Genomic DNA, 16,225 nt, shown 5'->3' on the forward strand with positions numbered 1-16,225 from the left:
GTAATCTTTACAGGACGCTTTTTTATGTATTAAACCTAGCTAGAAGGAAATTTTGATTGAGGTTTTTTGATACGCTGATGGTCTAAATACCACCAAATGAATAGCGCCAAGAGGCTTAAAGGTAAGGTATAAACCATCATGGTTTGTGTGGATTGATGGCTGTGTTGAGCCACTTCTGAGAGCCAAGAGCCCAAAAAATTGCCCAATTGTATGCAAGCATTGAAACAACACATAATCAAATACAGCGATGTGCTGGGAAAATCCAATAAACGAATTTGCATCATGATATTGATGGTTGCAAATGAAATGCTCAGTAAAAAAATTGCCATAATGCCTATGTGATAGTTAGGCAAGCTGGCAATCAAACAAATCAAGACCAATAAGGTGTAAGCCGTATTGATGCCGATGGCGGCATGGACATTTTTGTCGGCGGCGAGACCACCGATGATTTGGCCAATGATAAAGCCCAATCCTAAAATACCCAATAACGTGACTTTGAAGGGCATATTGAGTGGGCTTGCGTGGTTGATGGTGGCAATCCCAAACGACCATGCGGCAGTGGCGCAAGTGATGATACACAAACCCAAAACATATAATTGCCAGACTTGTGGATTTTTTAAGCCTGACAATTGTTGGGCAATGGTGGTGGAAATGGTGGGATTGAGGTTTTTGGGCAGTAAATCCAATACCAATATGAAAATCAACAAGTCCAATAAAGCCACAAACCGAAAAGAGATTTCCCAACCGTGTTGCATGCCAATTAAGGTGTTAAATGGCACGACAAATAAGGTGGACAACGAGATGCCCAATAAGATGATGCCTAAATACAGGCCGCGTTTTTGGGGCGGGGCGATTTCGCAGATTAATAAAGTGGCAAATGCCATAAAAGCCGCATGAGGAATGCTGCTAAACCAGCGCAACCAATATAAGGTTTCGGCATTATGGGCAAAAGAGCTGAGAATATTGCCTAAAAAACACCACAAACTCAGTAAGGCCAAGATTTTAGGTTTGTTCCAGTTACGAAACAGCAAAGCCAAAATCGGTGCACCGGCAAAGCCACCCCAAAAATAAGCAAACACAGAATCCAAAACCGCTTGATTGCTGATTTGCAAATCAGCGGCAATGGTTGGCACCAAAGGAATGATAGAAAATTTGGCATTGCCCATCGCAAAAGTGCCAAGTATCAATACAAAGACGACTTTCCATAATGGTGATGATTTGGGCGGGTCGTGTGTTTCCATAATCAAAATCCGTGCAATCGCTGTTCTCGTGTAGATGGCAGCTAGATGTGTATGTGGCCTGAATCTTTTTGGTATCCAGTTGTGTGTTTGCTAACAGATTGCTTGTAGGATGATGGCTTTCATAATAGATGATTTCAAAAAAGATGGTTTCAAAATCTACAAAAATATTATTTGAAAGATAACAATGTTGTATAGATACAGGTGTTGATATTGTTATGACAATCGATTTAAATGTTTGTTTTGATTGGATGGATTTGTTTTTTTCCAACAACGATATGCTCAAGATGGGCGCACGTCTGAGTTAGATAATGTCAAATAAGTTTGCTTGAGTGTTTGAATCCATCAAAATTTTTTTAAATGATGGAATATATTTAAATTAAATACCGATTTTTTAGCGGAGCATACATGTTTTCACACGCTTCATCCAGTCGTTCGCTGTGGTATATGGTTTTGGCCGCCACTTTATTGTTGTTGATTACCATGGGTGTGCGCAATTCTTTGGGTTTGTATGTATTGCCTATCAGCGAAGCAACTTCCATCAGCATCGCCTCTATCAGTTTGGCTTTGGCGATAGGACAGTTTTTATGGGGGGCAATTCAACCTGTAGCGGGTGCGATTGCGGACAAATTTGGACCACGACCTGTATTGGTGTTTGGTATGGTGGTCTTACTCATTGGCTTGGTCATTCCACCTTTGTGGCCGAGCGAATGGGGCATGATGGTGGGTTTGGGTATTTTAAGTGCCATTGGCTCGGGCATAGGCAGCTTTTCCATTATGATGGGTGCGGTGGCGCAACACATTACACCGCAAATGCGCGGCAATGCCTCGGGCATCATGAATGCTGGCAGCTCATTGGGACAAGTGGTGGTATCGCCGTTGACACAAAGCTTGATTAAATCGATTGGTTGGATGCAGTCGATGTTTGCGATGGCGGCTTTGACTGTGGCCACCATTCCTTTGTTGTTTGCCGCCACACGCCCGTATGACAAAACACAGGCCGCCACTGCCGCCACTGCCGATGGTGGTTTAAAACAAACTGTGCTGAGTGCATTGCGAAATCGAGATTATTTGCTGATTCATTTGGGTTTTTTCACTTGTGGTTTTCACATTGCTTTTTTGGTGACACATTTGCCCGGTGAAGTGGCGATTTGCGGTTTGAATGCGCAAGTGGCGGGTTGGTCTTTGGCATTGATTGGTTTGGCGAATGTGGCGGGCAGTTTGCTGGCAGGACGCTGGGTGTCACGTTATCGCAGCAAATACATTTTGTTTTGGATGTATTTGGCGCGGGCGGTGATGGTGTTGTGGTTCATCAATATGCCGCGTGAGCCATGGGTGTTTTATGTCTTGGCAGTTGGCTTGGGCTTTACTTTTTTGGCGACCGTACCACCAACGGCTTCGTTGGTTGGCAAATTGTTTGGCGTGCGTTATTTGGCGACGTTGTTTGGTTTGACTTTGTTTTCGCACCAAGTCGGTGGTTTTTTGGGTGCGTATTTGGGTGGTCTATCTATTACCGAGTTTGGGGATTATCGTTGGATGTGGTATGCGGATATGGTGTTGGCGGCTGTGGCTGCATTGATTCATTTGCCGATTCGAGAAGCGAAAATAGAACAGACCATATAAGTTACAGGACGCTTAAAGCGTCCTGTAAGTGCATTCAATGGGCTGCTTGAAACGAGTCAAAATACCAAATACCATCACGGTATTGCGGTGTGATGTGCCATTGATACGCTTCAAATAAATTGGCTGCCGTCATCACATCTTCGGGCTTGCCTTGCGCAATCAATTGACCATGACCCAATAAAATCACTTCATCACAATAATTGGCCGCCAGCGTCAAATCGTGTAACACAATCACCGAACTAACCGATTTTTGTTGTTGGAAATGATTCAATTGTTGCATCAATTGGTGTTGGTGTTTGATGTCCAAATGGTTGTTAGGCTCATCGAGCAACATGATGCGGGTGTCTTGCAACAACGCCCGTACCAAGGCTGCACGCTGTTTTTCACCGCCAGACAAAGCTTGCAAACGCTTGTTGGCAAAAGCGCTGAGTTCAAATTCTGCTAGCAATTGGTGCGCATCATTTGTGTCTTTTTGGCTAGGGCGAGAGAGCCAACCCAAATGCGGATAGCGACCCAACAATACATATTCCAATACGCTCAAAGGTGTGGCAAACATTTCATGTTGCCCAACCCATGCAATTTTGCCTTGCTTGAGCATATGGCTTGCCGATTCGCCCAAACAAGACAAGTTTTGGCTGGGAAATTGTCCGAGCAAGCTTTTGAGCAACGTCGATTTGCCCGCACCATTGGGACCGATGATGGCGGTGATGGCGTGGTTGGAAATGGCCAATTCATCAATGTCCAAAATCACCCGTTCTCCAAAAGCGACTTTCAGGCCGCTGATATGAAATAAATCGCTCATGTGCGGATGCCTTTGACAAATAACCACAAGAAAAACGGTGCGCCCATCAATGAAATGACGATGCCGACAGGCAAATCAATGGGATAAACAATCGAGCGGGCAAACGTATCTACGAGCAATAAAAATATTGCACCGACCACAGCCGAACGCCACATGATGCTCGCGCGCGTGCCGCCCCAAATCGAGGCAATCACATTCGGTATCATCATGCCAATAAAACCAATCACACCTGACAAAGACACTGCCGCACCTGTGAGCAAAGTGGTGCCGATGACAATCCACAAACGAGAATGTTTGACATTGATGCCCATAGACAAAGCAGTTTCATCGCCCAATAATAAAATGTCCAAATCACGGGCTTTGGCGACCAAAACCACCAAACCGATGAGCATGGTGATGGCGGCATAATGAATCGGCACAAAGCCTGCTGCGCCCAAATTGCCTGAGAGCCAATTGGTGGCGCTGCGCAAAACCATGTCGTCTGAAATGAACAAGATTAAGCTCACCACGGCCATACAAAATGCGCTGATGGCAAAGCCGATAATCAGCAAACCCAAGCGTCCTGCACCCAATAAATGGTGTACGCCCAAGACCAACAAACACACGGTCATGGCACCTAAAAATGCAGCGAGTGACACGCCCATGCCGCCGAAGCCAAACGCCAACACCAATACCACGCCCAAAGCCGCGCCACTGGAGGTACCAATCAAGCTTGGATCTGCCAAAGGATTGGCAAACAAAGCTTGCATTGCCGCACCTGCCACTGCCAAAGCTGTGCCAACGAGCAATGCGACAAGAACACGAGGCCAGCGCAATTGCCAAATCATCGGGTCAATTTGGTCGGGACGCTCCCACGTTCCCAAGCCGACACCCAAACACAACCAAACCAACAATACCGCTCCCAAAAACCAAAACAAGATTTTTGGGAGCGCAGTGTGCCGCATGGGCAAATGACTAACGAGCGAGCGCATGGAGTTTTTCTACAACTTTCGGGCTATTTAAATCCAAGCTAAAAGCTTCATTGGCCGTCATGGTCAACACTTTATTGTGCTTGGCTGCGGCACTGACAGCGATTTCAGGACGCTGCTTGAATGTTTCAATACTGCCACCGACCACAGGCAAGCTGTGATTGGCAATCACAATCACATCAGGCTTCAATGTGGCCCATGTTTCGCGTGCAATCGGGCGTATGCCTTCCAATTGATTGGCAGCATTCACGCCACCTGCCAAACGAATCAAAGTGTCTGCGACGGTATTTTTACCTGCCACCATTTGACCATCGTAAGTGAAAACATAACGCTTGCCTGTGTGTGAGCGAGGTTTCATTTGTGCCGACCATTGATTGGACAAAGCTTGGGCTTGGGGTTGTTTACCCACGTATTTTCCCACGAGCACAATGCCTTTGGCGAATGTTTGCTCATTTTGTTGTGGTGAAACATTCACCGCTTTGACTTGATGGCGGTTTAATTGGTCATAAATATGGGTTGGATTGGCCATCCAACTGCCTAATACCAACGTCGGCTTTAAAGCGACAATCGGCTCAACAGTCAAATTGCGAAACATGCCGATGTTTTTTGCATGTGCCAAGCTGGGCGCTTTGCTCAAATTGTCGCGGCCAATGACTTGTTTTTCCGCTTTCAAAGCCACGATGATGTCAGACACATCGCTGGTCAATACCACAATGCGTTCGGCTGCCTGCGCTGAAACCGTCGTCATTGCCAATACTATGCCTGACAGCAGTATTTTGATGGACGGTTTCATGCCAATGATTCCTCAGAAATGGTTTGCTCGGTCACGTTTTGCAATACTTGGCGCCAAGAAGATAACTCTGCTTGGCCTTCTACACGTTGACCAAACACGCTCAAAACCGTATGACCTTGTTCGTCCAAAGCTTCAATACAGCTGATTAAACCATCTGTGGTTGGGCGCAATACCAACCAAGTGGTGGCGATTTTGGCATCGTCTAAATGCATGGTGAAACCATTGTGTTTTTGGTCAAAAATATTCAACCAACCACGCATGCGTGACACATTTTTTACTGTACCCGTTTGAATTTGCACAATACCTTTGTTACCGATAAAGGTAATCAACGGTACTTCTTGTGCTGCTGCCGTTTCGTACATGGCTTCGATGGCAGTGGTTTCTAATTGAAAAGCATAACCTTCAGGTGCCGACTCAAACGCTTGTTGGCGTGTTAAAGCATAGCTTTCTAACAAACCGAAAAATTGATGTACATTGGTCAAACCGCGCCAGCGTTGTTGGAAAGTTTGCAATTGTTCATCGTTTAAAACGGTTTGTTCGGTGATATGCGGTGTTTCTGGTGTGAATGTGGGTTTTTGCGCTTGTTTGAAATCGTCCACAATCGCTTGCCACACATCGTCGTTGTCACTTTGTAAATACACTTTTTGCAAAGCAAAACCATGAGCATCAAAAAACTGAATAGAGCGCAAGGTTTTGCCGCGGCTAGGAAAATCATGGGCAAAGGCATGGTGCCAATGGCTAGGGAATAAGCGCACATCAAAACCACCCACATCAATGGCCAAACCCACTTTTGGGGACAATTTTAACGGTGTGATGCGGGTATGTTTTTCGTGTACGGCAATGTGGTTGCGTACCATCAATTGCACTTCTTCAATCGCTTCTAAGCGTTTGAAAATGGCACCAAAGTCTTGACCCAAATACACAGATTCAGGTGCCGATGACAATAACTCACCTTCACTGACATGAAGCAAATCGGCTGCTTCGTATTGGAATAAATAAGCGTTTTGTGCTTTTAAATCTTGGTATTGTTGCCATAATTGAGACATGATTGGGTTCCATATAAAATAGGTGTTATGGGTTTACAGGACGCTTGTATCTAATTTAAGCGTCCTGTAACTATATTGGGACTACAGATTAAAATTTAATTTGGATATTGGCACCAATGGCACGACCCATTTGTGTATGACTGTCTTTGTCAGCCAATTGACCTGTGGTGTTCAACCACAACATGTCAGCGGGCAACCAATATTTTTTGTTCAAAACGTTGTAAGCATTCAACGACAGTTTGGTGTGTTTGTTCACATTCCAAAACGCGCCTAAATCCAATAAGCCATAACCGGGTGTTTTGGGCGTGGTTTGGTCAGCACTGGCATATTTGGTTTTGGCGGCAGTGATGGTCCAATCGGCATTGGCGCCCCAAGTTTCATTGGCATAAGCCAAGCCCAAACGGGTTTTCATTGGCAAGGCACTGCTCAAATGGCTGTTGTCATCTTGGTTGACACCACGCATCCAAAAGAAGCTGCCATTGACGTTCCAATAAGGTGCAAAATCATATTGACCACGTGCTTCGATACCATAAGTCACCACTTTGTCCAGATTCACTGCACTCAATTCCATTACCATCGGGAACGGTGGGCGTCCTGAAGGATAGAATGTGTTGATGGTTTGGCTTTCTTGAATGAAGTTTTTATAACGGTTGTAAAAACCGGTGATTTTGGCGTGGGTATTGTCGCCATCGTGTTGCCAGCCAAACTCGAAGCTGTCGGATTCTTCAGGTTTTAAATCAAAATTAGGTATATTGTAATATTGAATTCTGCCGCCTAAAACGCTGTGTGAAGCTGCGCCTTGTGAGTCAAATTGTGGTGTTTTATGGCCTTTGGCGTAAGAGGCAAACAATTGGTTTTCGTCATTCAACGGCAGGTTCAATTTCAAGCTTGGCAAGATTTTGCTGTAACTGCGTTTGGCTGCCATTTGGTCAAAAGACACATTTGCTTGGTTTTTCAAACGATCAAAATCATCGCGATTGGGCGTGGATGTTTCATGGGTATAGCGCAAAGCAGGCGTCAAAGAAAGACCATTGTCAAACACCATACGGTCTTGTACAAATACATTCCAAATATCTCTTTGGTTTTCAGGGTAATACAATAAAGTATCAACTGCACCGACTTGAACCCCTGAAGCGTTGTAATCGGTTTTGTGGCGATTGGTTGATGTTGTAACATTGCGGTATTCCAAGCCTGTCATGATGTTGTGTTGAACACCTGCATCAAATTGCCACAAACCTTGGGTATGAAAACGGTGTTGAGATTGATCATAGCCTTGAAAATGGCGGCTGCTTGGTTCAATTTGGAACAGTTCTGAATCCGAATCTTGGTAATCGTATCCCATTTTGATGGCTTGCAAGCTGCCATTGTTTTCAGGCAGATATTGGTATTGCAAGCTGGTGCGCATGCGTTCGCTGGCAGTGTCATCCAAACTGCCCACGCTCAATAAATCTTGAGAATGACCATTGCGTTTGAAATATTCGCCTGTGGCGCTCAATTGATGTGTACCTAAATCCAGTTTGCCTTTGAGCAAAAGATTGTTGCTGTCATTGTCTTGCTCGCTCGATTGTGCGCCTGCGCTTTGGGTTTCGCCATAGCTGCGATGGGTATACATCACCAAGCCTGAAGCCACGTCGCCTTTGGCAGCACCGCCTAAAGTACTGCTCCAACCTTGATTGCCGCTGTTATAACCGCCTTTGAATAAGCCACCGACACGGCTGCCTTCGGCAATCAAATCTTCAGGATTGTACGTTTTCATATTGACCGAGCCGCCAATGGCTTCACCTGAATATTGTGCTTCAAACGGCCCTTTGACCACGTTGATGGTATTGATGGTATCGGGTTCCACCACATTTTGACCGAATGTCATGCCATTTTTAGAACGATTGTTGTTGCCGCCATACCAAAAACTGTCTTTGAATGAATCGGGTAGGTTCAAACCATCGACCATGACCAAAACTCGGTCTTCTGAAATACCTCGAATATTGAAATTGCCATTGTTCAAGCCTGTTTGGGATTCCACTTCTACGCCGGGCTCATACCCAACCATGGTTTTGAGGTCGTGCGCGCCAGCTTTGTCCAAATCATCGCGACTGATTTTTTGATTGTGGGTGTTGGCAGTCGTTGCTTGGTCGGCATTGATGATAATGGTTGGTAACACGGTTTCTGCTTCGTTATTGGCTGACCATGCAGCTTGTGAAGATAGAGCCGCTAAAGCACTGCAGACACAGTAAACGATGGGACGAAGAGAGCGAATCATTGAAAAACTTTCTGGCAATCGGTATCGGTTGATGAATGGTATAGTTGTGATAATAATTTTGATAATTATTATCATTTGTATTATTATCGGAATGTTCCCAAAGAATTGTCAAGATAAGTTTATTTTTTGTGGTAAAAAGGTTGGGTTGAAACAGATGTCATGTTTTAAAAGTTGTCTTAAATCAAATAATAAGGAAGCAAAATGATTGTTGTGACCAATCGTATCTGTGTGTCTAAAGGCAAAGGTGCTGAAATGGCGCCACGTTTTACCAGTTCTCAAGCTTTGTGTGAGTTTGCAGGTTTCATCAAAGTAGAGGTGATTGTGGTAGAGCAAGAAAATCAAGATGAAATGAGCGTGAATATGTATTGGCGCACTATGGAGGATTTTCAAGTTTGGCGCGCTTCGGATGCGTTTAAAGCGGCGCACAAGCGTCCACCTAAAGGTGAAAATGACCCTAATGCCGTTATTGGTAGCCAATTGTTGTTTGGTCAAGTGGCTGCAACATTGCTGAATGATGCAGTGTCATAATACGCTTAAGGCGTTTTGTAGGCATTTTTTGAGGTTTACAGGACGCTTTTGATGTGTTTGTATGACACTTTTAAAGTGTATAAAAACAAAGTGTTCGTGATTTATGCGATGTTAGAATCGAAAAATGCTTGCGTAAAATCGCCATTGGTGTTTTAATACGCATCTCTTAAGCGCGGCCAGATAGCTCAGTCGGTAGAGCAACGGATTGAAAATCCGTGTGTCGGCGGTTCGATCCCGCCTCTGGCCACCATTTAAGATTGCTTCAAAACTTGTCATGAGACATCATGGCCAGATAGCTCAGTCGGTAGAGCAACGGATTGAAAATCCGTGTGTCGGCGGTTCGATCCCGCCTCTGGCCACCATTTGAATCCAAGTTTCAAAAAATCATCATCTGCTCAAAGGCAGATTTTTTTTTGGTTTTTTGGGGAGGCACTGTTCAAAAATGTGGTTTTCAAGCGTCCTGTAACACCTTTCAATCAAAAAGACTTTGTGCCACTTCAATGAATGCTTGGCAAGCAGGGCTCATATGGGTTTTGTTTTTCACCGCCAAACCAATTTTGCGGCTGACATTCGGGCGCAGCGGTTTTTTAATTACATTTGGATAACGCTCCAATACTTCATCAAACAAAGCCATCTCTGCCACAATACTCGCACCTAGTTGTGCATTGACCATATTGATGATGGTCATTAATTGAGAAAAATGGTATTGGATTTTGGGTTTGGATTGGTGTTGTTGCAAGATTTTCTCAACATAGGTTTGACTGCCTGCGGTGGTCATGATGAAGGGTAGATGATCTAAATCCTTGGGATGAATAAAGGTTTGTTGTGCCAATGGGAAACTGCTGGGAAGCAAAGCCACAAAGCGGTCTTCGGTCAAAGCAAACGTGTCAAAACGCTCATCCGGCAAGACCACAAAACCCACATCAATTTTACGCTCTAACAGCCAAGTGCTGATTTCTTTGTCATCGCCTTCGTCTATGTACACATCAATTTTGGGATAGCGTTGTTGGAAGGCTTCTAAAATTTTGGGCAACAGGCAAATCGAAGCCGAGGTTCCAAATGAACCAATTTTGATGGAGCCTTCGTGTAAACCGCGCAAAGAGGACACATGTTGCTGCAAGGTTTGATTCACACTCAGCAATTCTTTGGCATGTAACAACAACGTGTGCCCTGCCTCAGTGAGCTCAAACTCGGTGTGGTGGCGCGACATCAAGCTCAATTGCCATTCTTTTTCCAAGCTTTTGATGGCATGTGAAACAGCCGATTGTGAAATGTTCAAGCGTTCGGCTGTGGCGGTGAAACTTTTCAATTCTGCCACCAAAACAAAAATGTCCAATTGGGTGAAAGTCATGGCTGATACATGAGTAAAACCTCATTTTATCATGAGTATGCATGAGTGGTATGCTGTGTTCATTCTCAAACAAAGCGGCCTGTAACAGGCGTGAGCGGATGAAAACAAGATGGAACAAATGGTATTGGCGCTGTTTCCAGCAATTGCCTTGATTGCCAGTGGTTATGTGTGTAAACGGCAAAATTTTTTTGGTGCAGATTTTTGGGCAGGTGCGGAGAAGCTGAATTATTACGTTTTGTTTCCAGCTTTGCTGTTTTTGTCTTTATCCAAAGCCAACATTACATGGCAACCATTGGTGCAAGTGGTGTGGGCGATGTTGATGGTGGTGGGTGTGGTGGCAGCTTTGGTATTTTGGTTGGGTCAAAAATACCACATCAGCCCACAACGTTTGGGCGTGTATATGCAAAGCAATATCCGCTTTAACACGTATATTGGTTTGGCGGTAGTGTCTACTTTGGCAGACGGATTGGGTGCGCCGATTTTGGCGGTCATCATGGCGGTGAGCATTCCATTGGTGAATGTTTTGTCTATTGTTTCTTTGCTGCCAAAAGAGCAAATGAATTTGCCCAATATTTTGAAATCATTGTTTAAAAATCCATTGATTGCCTCTTGTGTGGCAGGTTCTGTTGTCAATGTGTTGAACATTCCAATATGGGCAGGTTTGGGGCAATTGTTGCAATTGTTTTCTAATTCCAGTTTGACCTTGGGCTTGTTGTGTGTGGGTGCGGCCTTGCAATTTGGGCAAATCAAACAAAACGCACATTGGGTGGTATTACACAGTGTTTCAAAATTGTTATTGTTGCCCGTATTGGCATTTGGCGTGTGTTGGTTGTTTGGCTTGAGTCCTTTGGCAACACAAGTTTTGGTTGTGTTTTTTGGTTTGCCAACAGCATCGGCATCGTATGTATTGACCAAAGTTTTGAACGGTGATGCGGTTTTGATGGCAGGCATTATCAGCTTGCAAACGGTTTTAAGTGTTTTGACTTTGCCTGCATTGATGTATTTTTTGTTGTGAAAAATGCAATATGCAATCAAAAAAGCCACTGGTGAAACAGTGGCTTTTTTTAGATGTTTGCGTAGCGACCTAAACAGGACCTTGGTATTGCACCCAATTGCCAATACTGCGAGCGTCGTTGACGCGCGTTGCAGAAGTTGGCGAGTTGAGCAAGACCATGACAATAGGGCGGCCTTGAATTTGGGTTTCTACGACCATAGAACGACCGGCTTCACGAATATAACCTGTTTTTTGTACCACCACATTCCAAGTGCCTTCACGCACCAATGCATTGGAATTGGAATATTTTTGGGTTTTACCCGCACTGGTTGGAATAAACGCTTCGTTGTGGGTGGAGTAATAACGGATGGCTTGGTATTGAGACGCTGCTAAAACCATTTTGGCCAAATCGTTGGCCGTGGATACATTTTGTGGGCTTAAGCCAGTAGGTTCGACAAAGCGAGAATTGGTCATACCCAATTGTTGCGCTTTTTGGTTCATGGCGTTGACAAATGCAGGCATACCGCCTGGATAAGTACGACCCAAAGCATGAATGGCTCGGTTTTCACTGCTCATCAAGCCGATGTGTAGCAATTGTTCACGCGTCAACACCGTACCAATAGACAAACGGCTGCCTGTGCCTTTGAGGCGATCGATTTCATCATTGGTGATGGTAATGCGCTCGTTAGGGTTCAGTCCTGCATCCAGCAATACCATGGCGCTCATCAATTTGCTGATAGAAGCAATTGGACGCACGCTGTTACTGCTTTTTTGATACAAAGGGCGGCCTGTATTGGCATCTAAAATCAAAGCCGATTGTGATGTCAATACCGGACCTAATTGTTGCGCTTCAAAACTCAATTCACGAAATTGTGCTTGGGGCGTGGCTTCGGGAGTGACCAAATTTTGTTCTGAGATAAATTGACCTAAAATGTCTAAATCATCGGCGTGGGCAGGAAGGCTGATTCCTAATGTCAAGCACAAACCTAAAGTGGCATACCAAGTGGGTTTGCGGCGCAGCACGTTTAACATAAGCTGTTCCTTTGTAAATTCGAACTTCATTTTATGATGATAAGGTAATAGTCGCTGCATATTGTACCGAGCTGTTCTCCTTGTTAGTGTTTAGTTGTGTAAACCTAGCCACTATTTACATTGTAGACATTTTTCATTCACATCTTGCTGATTTAAAGCAAGAAGCTTGTGCAAGCTCGGCTTGGCTTATTTTGTGGCATGGTCAAACGGCTGGCTTGGGGCTACAATCAACTTCTTTTTGTTGCTCTCACGAATTGACACCATGGAAAACTACTTAACTCCCAATTTTGCATTTGCTCCCGTGATTCCTGAGTCTGCCCAAGGCAGCCGTGTTTGGGACACTGAAGGTCGTGAATATATCGATTTGGCTGGCGGCATTGCTGTCAATGCGCTGGGACATTGCCATCCTGTGTTACAGGCCGCTTTGAACCAACAAGCGGCAAAATTGTGGCACATCTCCAATCTTTACACGACCCAAGCTGCCCAAGATTTGGCGCAAAAACTGGTTGAAAACACGTTTGCGGACAAGGTTTTTTTCTGTAACTCGGGTGCCGAAGCCAACGAAGCGGCGTTTAAATTGGCGCGCAAATATGCGTTTGACCATTTTGGTGCTGAGAAAAACGAAATCATCGCTTGTGTGAATGGTTTTCATGGTCGCACTTTATTTACGGTGAGTGTCGGTGGACAGCCCAAATACCAAGAAGGTTTCGCACCTTTACCTGCTGGCATTACCCATATTCCATTCAACGATGTGGCGGCTTTGGAAGCGGCCATCAGCGACAAAACTTGTGCAGTGGTGATTGAGCCTGTGCAAGGAGAAAGCGGTGTGTTGCCTGCGGACATTGAATTTTTACAGGCCGCTCGTCGTGTGTGTGACGAAAATCAAGCATTGTTGGTGTTGGACGAAGTGCAAACAGGCATGGGACGTACCGGCAAATTGTTTGCTTACGAGCATTATGGCGTGTTGCCAGACATTGTTTCGAGTGCCAAAGCTTTGGGCGCGGGTTTCCCAATTGGTGCGATGTTGACCAGCGATAAAGTGGCACCAAGCTTGTCTTTGGGTTCGCATGGCAGCACATTCGGTGGTAACCCATTGGCAGCAGCGGTAGGCAGCGCCGCATTTGACATCATCAACGATGCGCAAACTTTGGCACATGTGAATGCGCAAGGTGCACGTTTACAGGACGCTTTGCGCCAAATTGGTGAAGAATTCGGTTTGTTTGAACAAGTGCGTGGTTTGGGGCTCTTAATCGGAGCGGTGTTGAGTGAGGCTTATGCACAACGGGCAGGCGAATTTGTGAAAGTGGCATTGCAACACGGTTTGATGATTTTGAATGCAGGCAGCAATGTGGTGCGTTTTGCGCCAAGTTTGTTGCTCAGTGATGAAGATTTACAGGACGCTGTGGCGGCTTTGCGCCAAACGGCACAAGCTTTTGTGCAAGCGGACAAGTAATCTAGATTGAGGTTAAAAATGGGCAAACGTCGTGTGGTGGTTTTGAGTGGTGCCGGCATCAGTGCAGAAAGCGGCCTGAAAACTTTTCGCGATGCCAATGGCTTGTGGGAAGGTCATAAGGTGGAAGACGTTGCCACGCCTGAGGCGTTTGCCCGCAATCCCAAATTGGTATTTACAATCAGCGTCGAGCGCAATTGCAAACCGTACAGCCGAATGCCTCACATCGGGCGTTGGTGGATTTAGAGCGCGATTTTGATGTGCAGATTATTACGCAAAATGTGGATGATTTGCATGAGCGAGCAGGCAGTACGCAAGTATTGCATTTGCATGGTGAATTGAACAAGTTGCGCAGCAGTGTGCATGAGCATTATGTGATTGATTGGACTGAGCCGCAAACCTTAGCGCATTGCGACCCTTGGGGCAATCCGATGCGCCCGTTTATTGTGTGGTTTGGTGAGAATGTTCCATTGATTAAGGATGCCATTGCGTGGGTGAAACAAGCGGATTTGGTGCTTATTGTGGGCACATCTTTGCAAGTGTATCCTGCGGCAGGTTTGTTACATGAAGCCCCTCCACATGCCAAAATTGTCTATGTCGACCCGAATGCCCAAGCGGTTTTGGGCAACTCAGTACAAACCATTGCAGCGCCCGCAACCATTGGGGTGCCACAAGTGGTGGCGCAGTGGCTAGCAGAACATGATGAGGTGTAAATGAAGTGGTTAAAACCCACAACGTGGTTGGTTTGGATGTGTCGCTATTTGGCGGCACAACGTTTTTCTACGGTCTTGATTTGGGCGGTGATTGGCGTATTGGTTTGGCATGGTGTTTGGCGTTGGGTGGAGGCATGGTTATGGACAGAATCTGCATGGCCTGATGCGTTCAAGCGTCCTGTAAGCCTTGCTGTGTATGTTGTGCCATTTTTGTGGCCTTTAGGATGTTTTTTGTGTTTTATATGGGGTTTGTGGCGGCGTTTTCAGAGCAAAAAAATCATTACAAAATTGCAATACCAGACTAAAAGTGGTTTTGATGATGTGTCGTGGCAAGACTTTGAAGTTTTGGTAGCAGAATTGTTTCGTCGCCAAGGTTTTGACGTGCAATTGCAAGGCGGCGATCACCCCGATGGTGGCATAGATGTGATTGTTAAGCGCGATGGCGGCACATATTTGGTACAGTGCAAGCATTGGAAAGCACAGCGCGTGGGCGTGAAAGTGGTGCGCGAGTTGTATGGCGTGGTGGCAGCAGAAGGCAAAGATGGCGGTTACGTCATCACTTCAGGACACTTTACGCCTGATGCGGTGGCGTTTGCCAAAGGCATTGCAATGAAACTCATTAACGGTCATCAATTGGCACAAATCATTGAAGAAGAAAAGAATTTATAAGGATGAAAAATGGAAACGCTGCTTGATTAAGCAGCGTTTTTTTTGCGACTAGGTTTACAGGCCGCTTAAAATATATTTTGTAACCACGGTATTAAATGTGCAATGGTCACTACCGAAACAATGATGAATGCGCAGCCAATTTTGGCAATCACGCCAGCAATGAAGCCGATAAACGTGCCCAGACCGACTTTGCCTGCTTTGAGCAAATCTTTTTTGTCCAAATATTCACCAATGGCAGCGCCTACCAAAGGCCCCAAGAAAATCGCAATCCACAGGCCACCCAACGACACTACCGCTCCGACCAATGCCCCAATAATACTGCCCCACAAGGCTTTTTTGCTGGCGCCTGTGAATTTGGCGCCTAAAGTGCCTGCCACATAATCGAGCGCAGAGCCGATGATGGCAATCAAGGCAATGGCGCCTAAGCTCCACCAAGACATGTAAAAAAATTGGTTGGCATAGCCTATGGACAGCGCGCCAACAAACATCAACGGTAAGCCAGGCAAAGCGGGATAGACAATGCCTAAGATACCAATCACCAATAAAATCAAGCCAATGATGATAAAAATAGTGGTCATAACTGTTCTTTCATGAATCTGTTTTAATCACATTATGTCGGCAAAATTTGTAAATAACAATTGCCAGAATCAGCATTGTTGCTATTTTTTTATAACTTCTAAGAATAAAAAAATGATTTTTTATTCTTTTTTATTTATGTAAATTCTTGTTACATTGCATTCAATCTTAAAACGGAGTGCAGC

General features: G+C 45.2%; 14 protein-coding genes, 2 tRNA genes and 1 pseudogene. 8 read left to right on the forward strand and 9 right to left on the reverse strand.

Translation table 11 applies throughout. The annotated features are described in order from the left end of the window. Nucleotides 1-35 precede the first annotated feature (35 nt). On the reverse strand, nt 36-1,241 hold the full coding sequence (locus tag H150_RS0100890) for an MFS transporter (protein WP_026353362.1): 1,206 nt from the start codon (nt 1,239-1,241) through the stop codon (nt 36-38). Nucleotides 1,242-1,646: 405 nt separating this feature from the next. Between H150_RS0100890 and H150_RS0100895 the strand changes: the two genes are divergently transcribed. Continuing rightward, a complete protein-coding gene (locus tag H150_RS0100895; RefSeq protein ID WP_019957158.1) occupies nt 1,647-2,861 on the forward strand; it encodes an MFS transporter in 1,215 nt (404 codons plus the stop codon). Nucleotides 2,862-2,895: 34 nt separating this feature from the next. On the opposite strand, the gene H150_RS13450 is transcribed toward H150_RS0100895, so the two are convergent. The 5 genes from H150_RS13450 to H150_RS0100920 all read right to left on the reverse strand — a co-directional run bounded on the left by H150_RS13450 (nt 2,896) and on the right by H150_RS0100920 (nt 8,727). Further along, the gene (locus tag H150_RS13450; protein WP_019957159.1) at nt 2,896-3,663 is read right to left on the reverse strand and encodes an ABC transporter ATP-binding protein; all 768 of its coding nucleotides are present in this window, start codon (nt 3,661-3,663) and stop codon (nt 2,896-2,898) included. Next, nucleotides 3,660-4,607, reverse strand: coding sequence for a FecCD family ABC transporter permease (locus H150_RS0100905; protein ID WP_051082948.1), 948 nt, complete (start codon nt 4,605-4,607; stop codon nt 3,660-3,662). Before H150_RS0100905 ends, H150_RS13450 begins: the two co-directional genes overlap by 4 nt. Nucleotides 4,608-4,617: 10 nt before the next feature. After that, the gene (locus tag H150_RS0100910; protein ID WP_019957161.1) at nt 4,618-5,424 is read right to left on the reverse strand and encodes a heme/hemin ABC transporter substrate-binding protein; all 807 of its coding nucleotides are present in this window, start codon (nt 5,422-5,424) and stop codon (nt 4,618-4,620) included. Beyond that, entirely contained in the window at nt 5,421-6,470 is a 1,050-nt protein-coding gene (locus H150_RS0100915; RefSeq protein WP_019957162.1) for a hemin-degrading factor, read from the reverse strand. Before H150_RS0100915 ends, H150_RS0100910 begins: the two co-directional genes overlap by 4 nt. Before the next feature lie 88 nt (nt 6,471-6,558). Beyond that, nucleotides 6,559-8,727, reverse strand: coding sequence for a TonB-dependent hemoglobin/transferrin/lactoferrin family receptor (locus H150_RS0100920; protein WP_019957163.1), 2,169 nt, complete (start codon nt 8,725-8,727; stop codon nt 6,559-6,561). A gap of 201 nt (nt 8,728-8,928) precedes the next feature. On the opposite strand from H150_RS0100920, the gene H150_RS0100930 reads away from it, so the two are divergent. The 3 genes from H150_RS0100930 to H150_RS0100945 all read left to right on the forward strand — a co-directional run bounded on the left by H150_RS0100930 (nt 8,929) and on the right by H150_RS0100945 (nt 9,617). Continuing rightward, a complete protein-coding gene (locus tag H150_RS0100930; RefSeq protein WP_019957165.1) occupies nt 8,929-9,255 on the forward strand; it encodes a heme oxygenase in 327 nt (108 codons plus the stop codon). Nucleotides 9,256-9,429: 174 nt separating this feature from the next. After that, nucleotides 9,430-9,505, forward strand: a tRNA-Phe gene (locus H150_RS0100940). A gap of 36 nt (nt 9,506-9,541) precedes the next feature. Continuing rightward, nucleotides 9,542-9,617, forward strand: a tRNA-Phe gene (locus H150_RS0100945). A gap of 110 nt (nt 9,618-9,727) precedes the next feature. Here H150_RS0100945 and H150_RS0100950 read toward each other — a convergent pair. Then, complete coding sequence (locus tag H150_RS0100950) at nt 9,728-10,606, reverse strand: LysR family transcriptional regulator (protein ID WP_019957167.1); 879 nt, start codon at nt 10,604-10,606, stop codon at nt 9,728-9,730. Between the two features lie 109 nt (nt 10,607-10,715). Here H150_RS0100950 and H150_RS0100955 point away from each other — a divergent pair, with 109 nt between their 5' ends. Further along, complete coding sequence (locus H150_RS0100955) at nt 10,716-11,621, forward strand: AEC family transporter (RefSeq protein ID WP_019957168.1); 906 nt, start codon at nt 10,716-10,718, stop codon at nt 11,619-11,621. Between the two features lie 69 nt (nt 11,622-11,690). Here the strand turns inward: H150_RS0100955 and H150_RS0100960 are convergent, their stop codons facing one another. After that, the gene (locus H150_RS0100960; protein ID WP_019957169.1) at nt 11,691-12,632 is read right to left on the reverse strand and encodes a D-alanyl-D-alanine carboxypeptidase family protein; all 942 of its coding nucleotides are present in this window, start codon (nt 12,630-12,632) and stop codon (nt 11,691-11,693) included. 262 nt (nt 12,633-12,894) lie between these two features. Between H150_RS0100960 and H150_RS0100965 the strand changes: the two genes are divergently transcribed. The 3 genes and pseudogenes from H150_RS0100965 to H150_RS13460 all read left to right on the forward strand — a co-directional run bounded on the left by H150_RS0100965 (nt 12,895) and on the right by H150_RS13460 (nt 15,464). Then, entirely contained in the window at nt 12,895-14,085 is a 1,191-nt protein-coding gene (locus H150_RS0100965; RefSeq protein ID WP_019957170.1) for an acetylornithine/succinyldiaminopimelate transaminase, read from the forward strand. 18 nt (nt 14,086-14,103) lie between these two features. After that, nucleotides 14,104-14,795 (forward strand): annotated as a pseudogene (locus tag H150_RS13455) (SIR2 family NAD-dependent protein deacylase). Then, complete coding sequence (locus H150_RS13460) at nt 14,796-15,464, forward strand: restriction endonuclease (RefSeq protein ID WP_019957171.1); 669 nt, start codon at nt 14,796-14,798, stop codon at nt 15,462-15,464. A 65-nt stretch (nt 15,465-15,529) separates the two neighbouring features. Here the strand turns inward: H150_RS13460 and H150_RS0100980 are convergent, their stop codons facing one another. After that, nucleotides 15,530-16,042, reverse strand: a complete 513-nt coding sequence (locus tag H150_RS0100980; protein ID WP_019957172.1) for a DUF456 domain-containing protein — start codon at nt 16,040-16,042, stop codon at nt 15,530-15,532. Between the last annotated feature and the right edge of the window lie 183 nt (nt 16,043-16,225).

This window comes from Vitreoscilla stercoraria DSM 513 (assembly GCF_000382305.1).
In the GTDB taxonomy this organism is placed as follows: Bacteria; Pseudomonadota; Gammaproteobacteria; order Burkholderiales; family Neisseriaceae; genus Vitreoscilla; species Vitreoscilla stercoraria.

Excerpts from the sequence above, each read along its gene's own strand:
- H150_RS0100890 (WP_026353362.1), bottom strand. The coding sequence starts at position 1,241 with ATGGAAACACACGACCCGCCCAAATCATCACCATTATGGAAAGTCGTC.
- H150_RS0100895 (WP_019957158.1), top strand. The coding sequence starts at position 1,647 with ATGTTTTCACACGCTTCATCCAGTCGTTCGCTGTGGTATATGGTTTTG.
- H150_RS13450 (WP_019957159.1), bottom strand. The coding sequence starts at position 3,663 with ATGAGCGATTTATTTCATATCAGCGGCCTGAAAGTCGCTTTTGGAGAA.
- H150_RS0100905 (WP_051082948.1), bottom strand. The coding sequence starts at position 4,607 with ATGCGGCACACTGCGCTCCCAAAAATCTTGTTTTGGTTTTTGGGAGCG.
- H150_RS0100910 (WP_019957161.1), bottom strand. The coding sequence starts at position 5,424 with ATGAAACCGTCCATCAAAATACTGCTGTCAGGCATAGTATTGGCAATG.
- H150_RS0100915 (WP_019957162.1), bottom strand. The coding sequence starts at position 6,470 with ATGTCTCAATTATGGCAACAATACCAAGATTTAAAAGCACAAAACGCT.
- H150_RS0100920 (WP_019957163.1), bottom strand. The coding sequence starts at position 8,727 with ATGATTCGCTCTCTTCGTCCCATCGTTTACTGTGTCTGCAGTGCTTTA.
- H150_RS0100930 (WP_019957165.1), top strand. The coding sequence starts at position 8,929 with ATGATTGTTGTGACCAATCGTATCTGTGTGTCTAAAGGCAAAGGTGCT.
- H150_RS0100950 (WP_019957167.1), bottom strand. The coding sequence starts at position 10,606 with ATGACTTTCACCCAATTGGACATTTTTGTTTTGGTGGCAGAATTGAAA.
- H150_RS0100955 (WP_019957168.1), top strand. The coding sequence starts at position 10,716 with ATGGAACAAATGGTATTGGCGCTGTTTCCAGCAATTGCCTTGATTGCC.
- H150_RS0100960 (WP_019957169.1), bottom strand. The coding sequence starts at position 12,632 with ATGTTAAACGTGCTGCGCCGCAAACCCACTTGGTATGCCACTTTAGGT.
- H150_RS0100965 (WP_019957170.1), top strand. The coding sequence starts at position 12,895 with ATGGAAAACTACTTAACTCCCAATTTTGCATTTGCTCCCGTGATTCCT.
- H150_RS13460 (WP_019957171.1), top strand. The coding sequence starts at position 14,796 with ATGAAGTGGTTAAAACCCACAACGTGGTTGGTTTGGATGTGTCGCTAT.
- H150_RS0100980 (WP_019957172.1), bottom strand. The coding sequence starts at position 16,042 with ATGACCACTATTTTTATCATCATTGGCTTGATTTTATTGGTGATTGGT.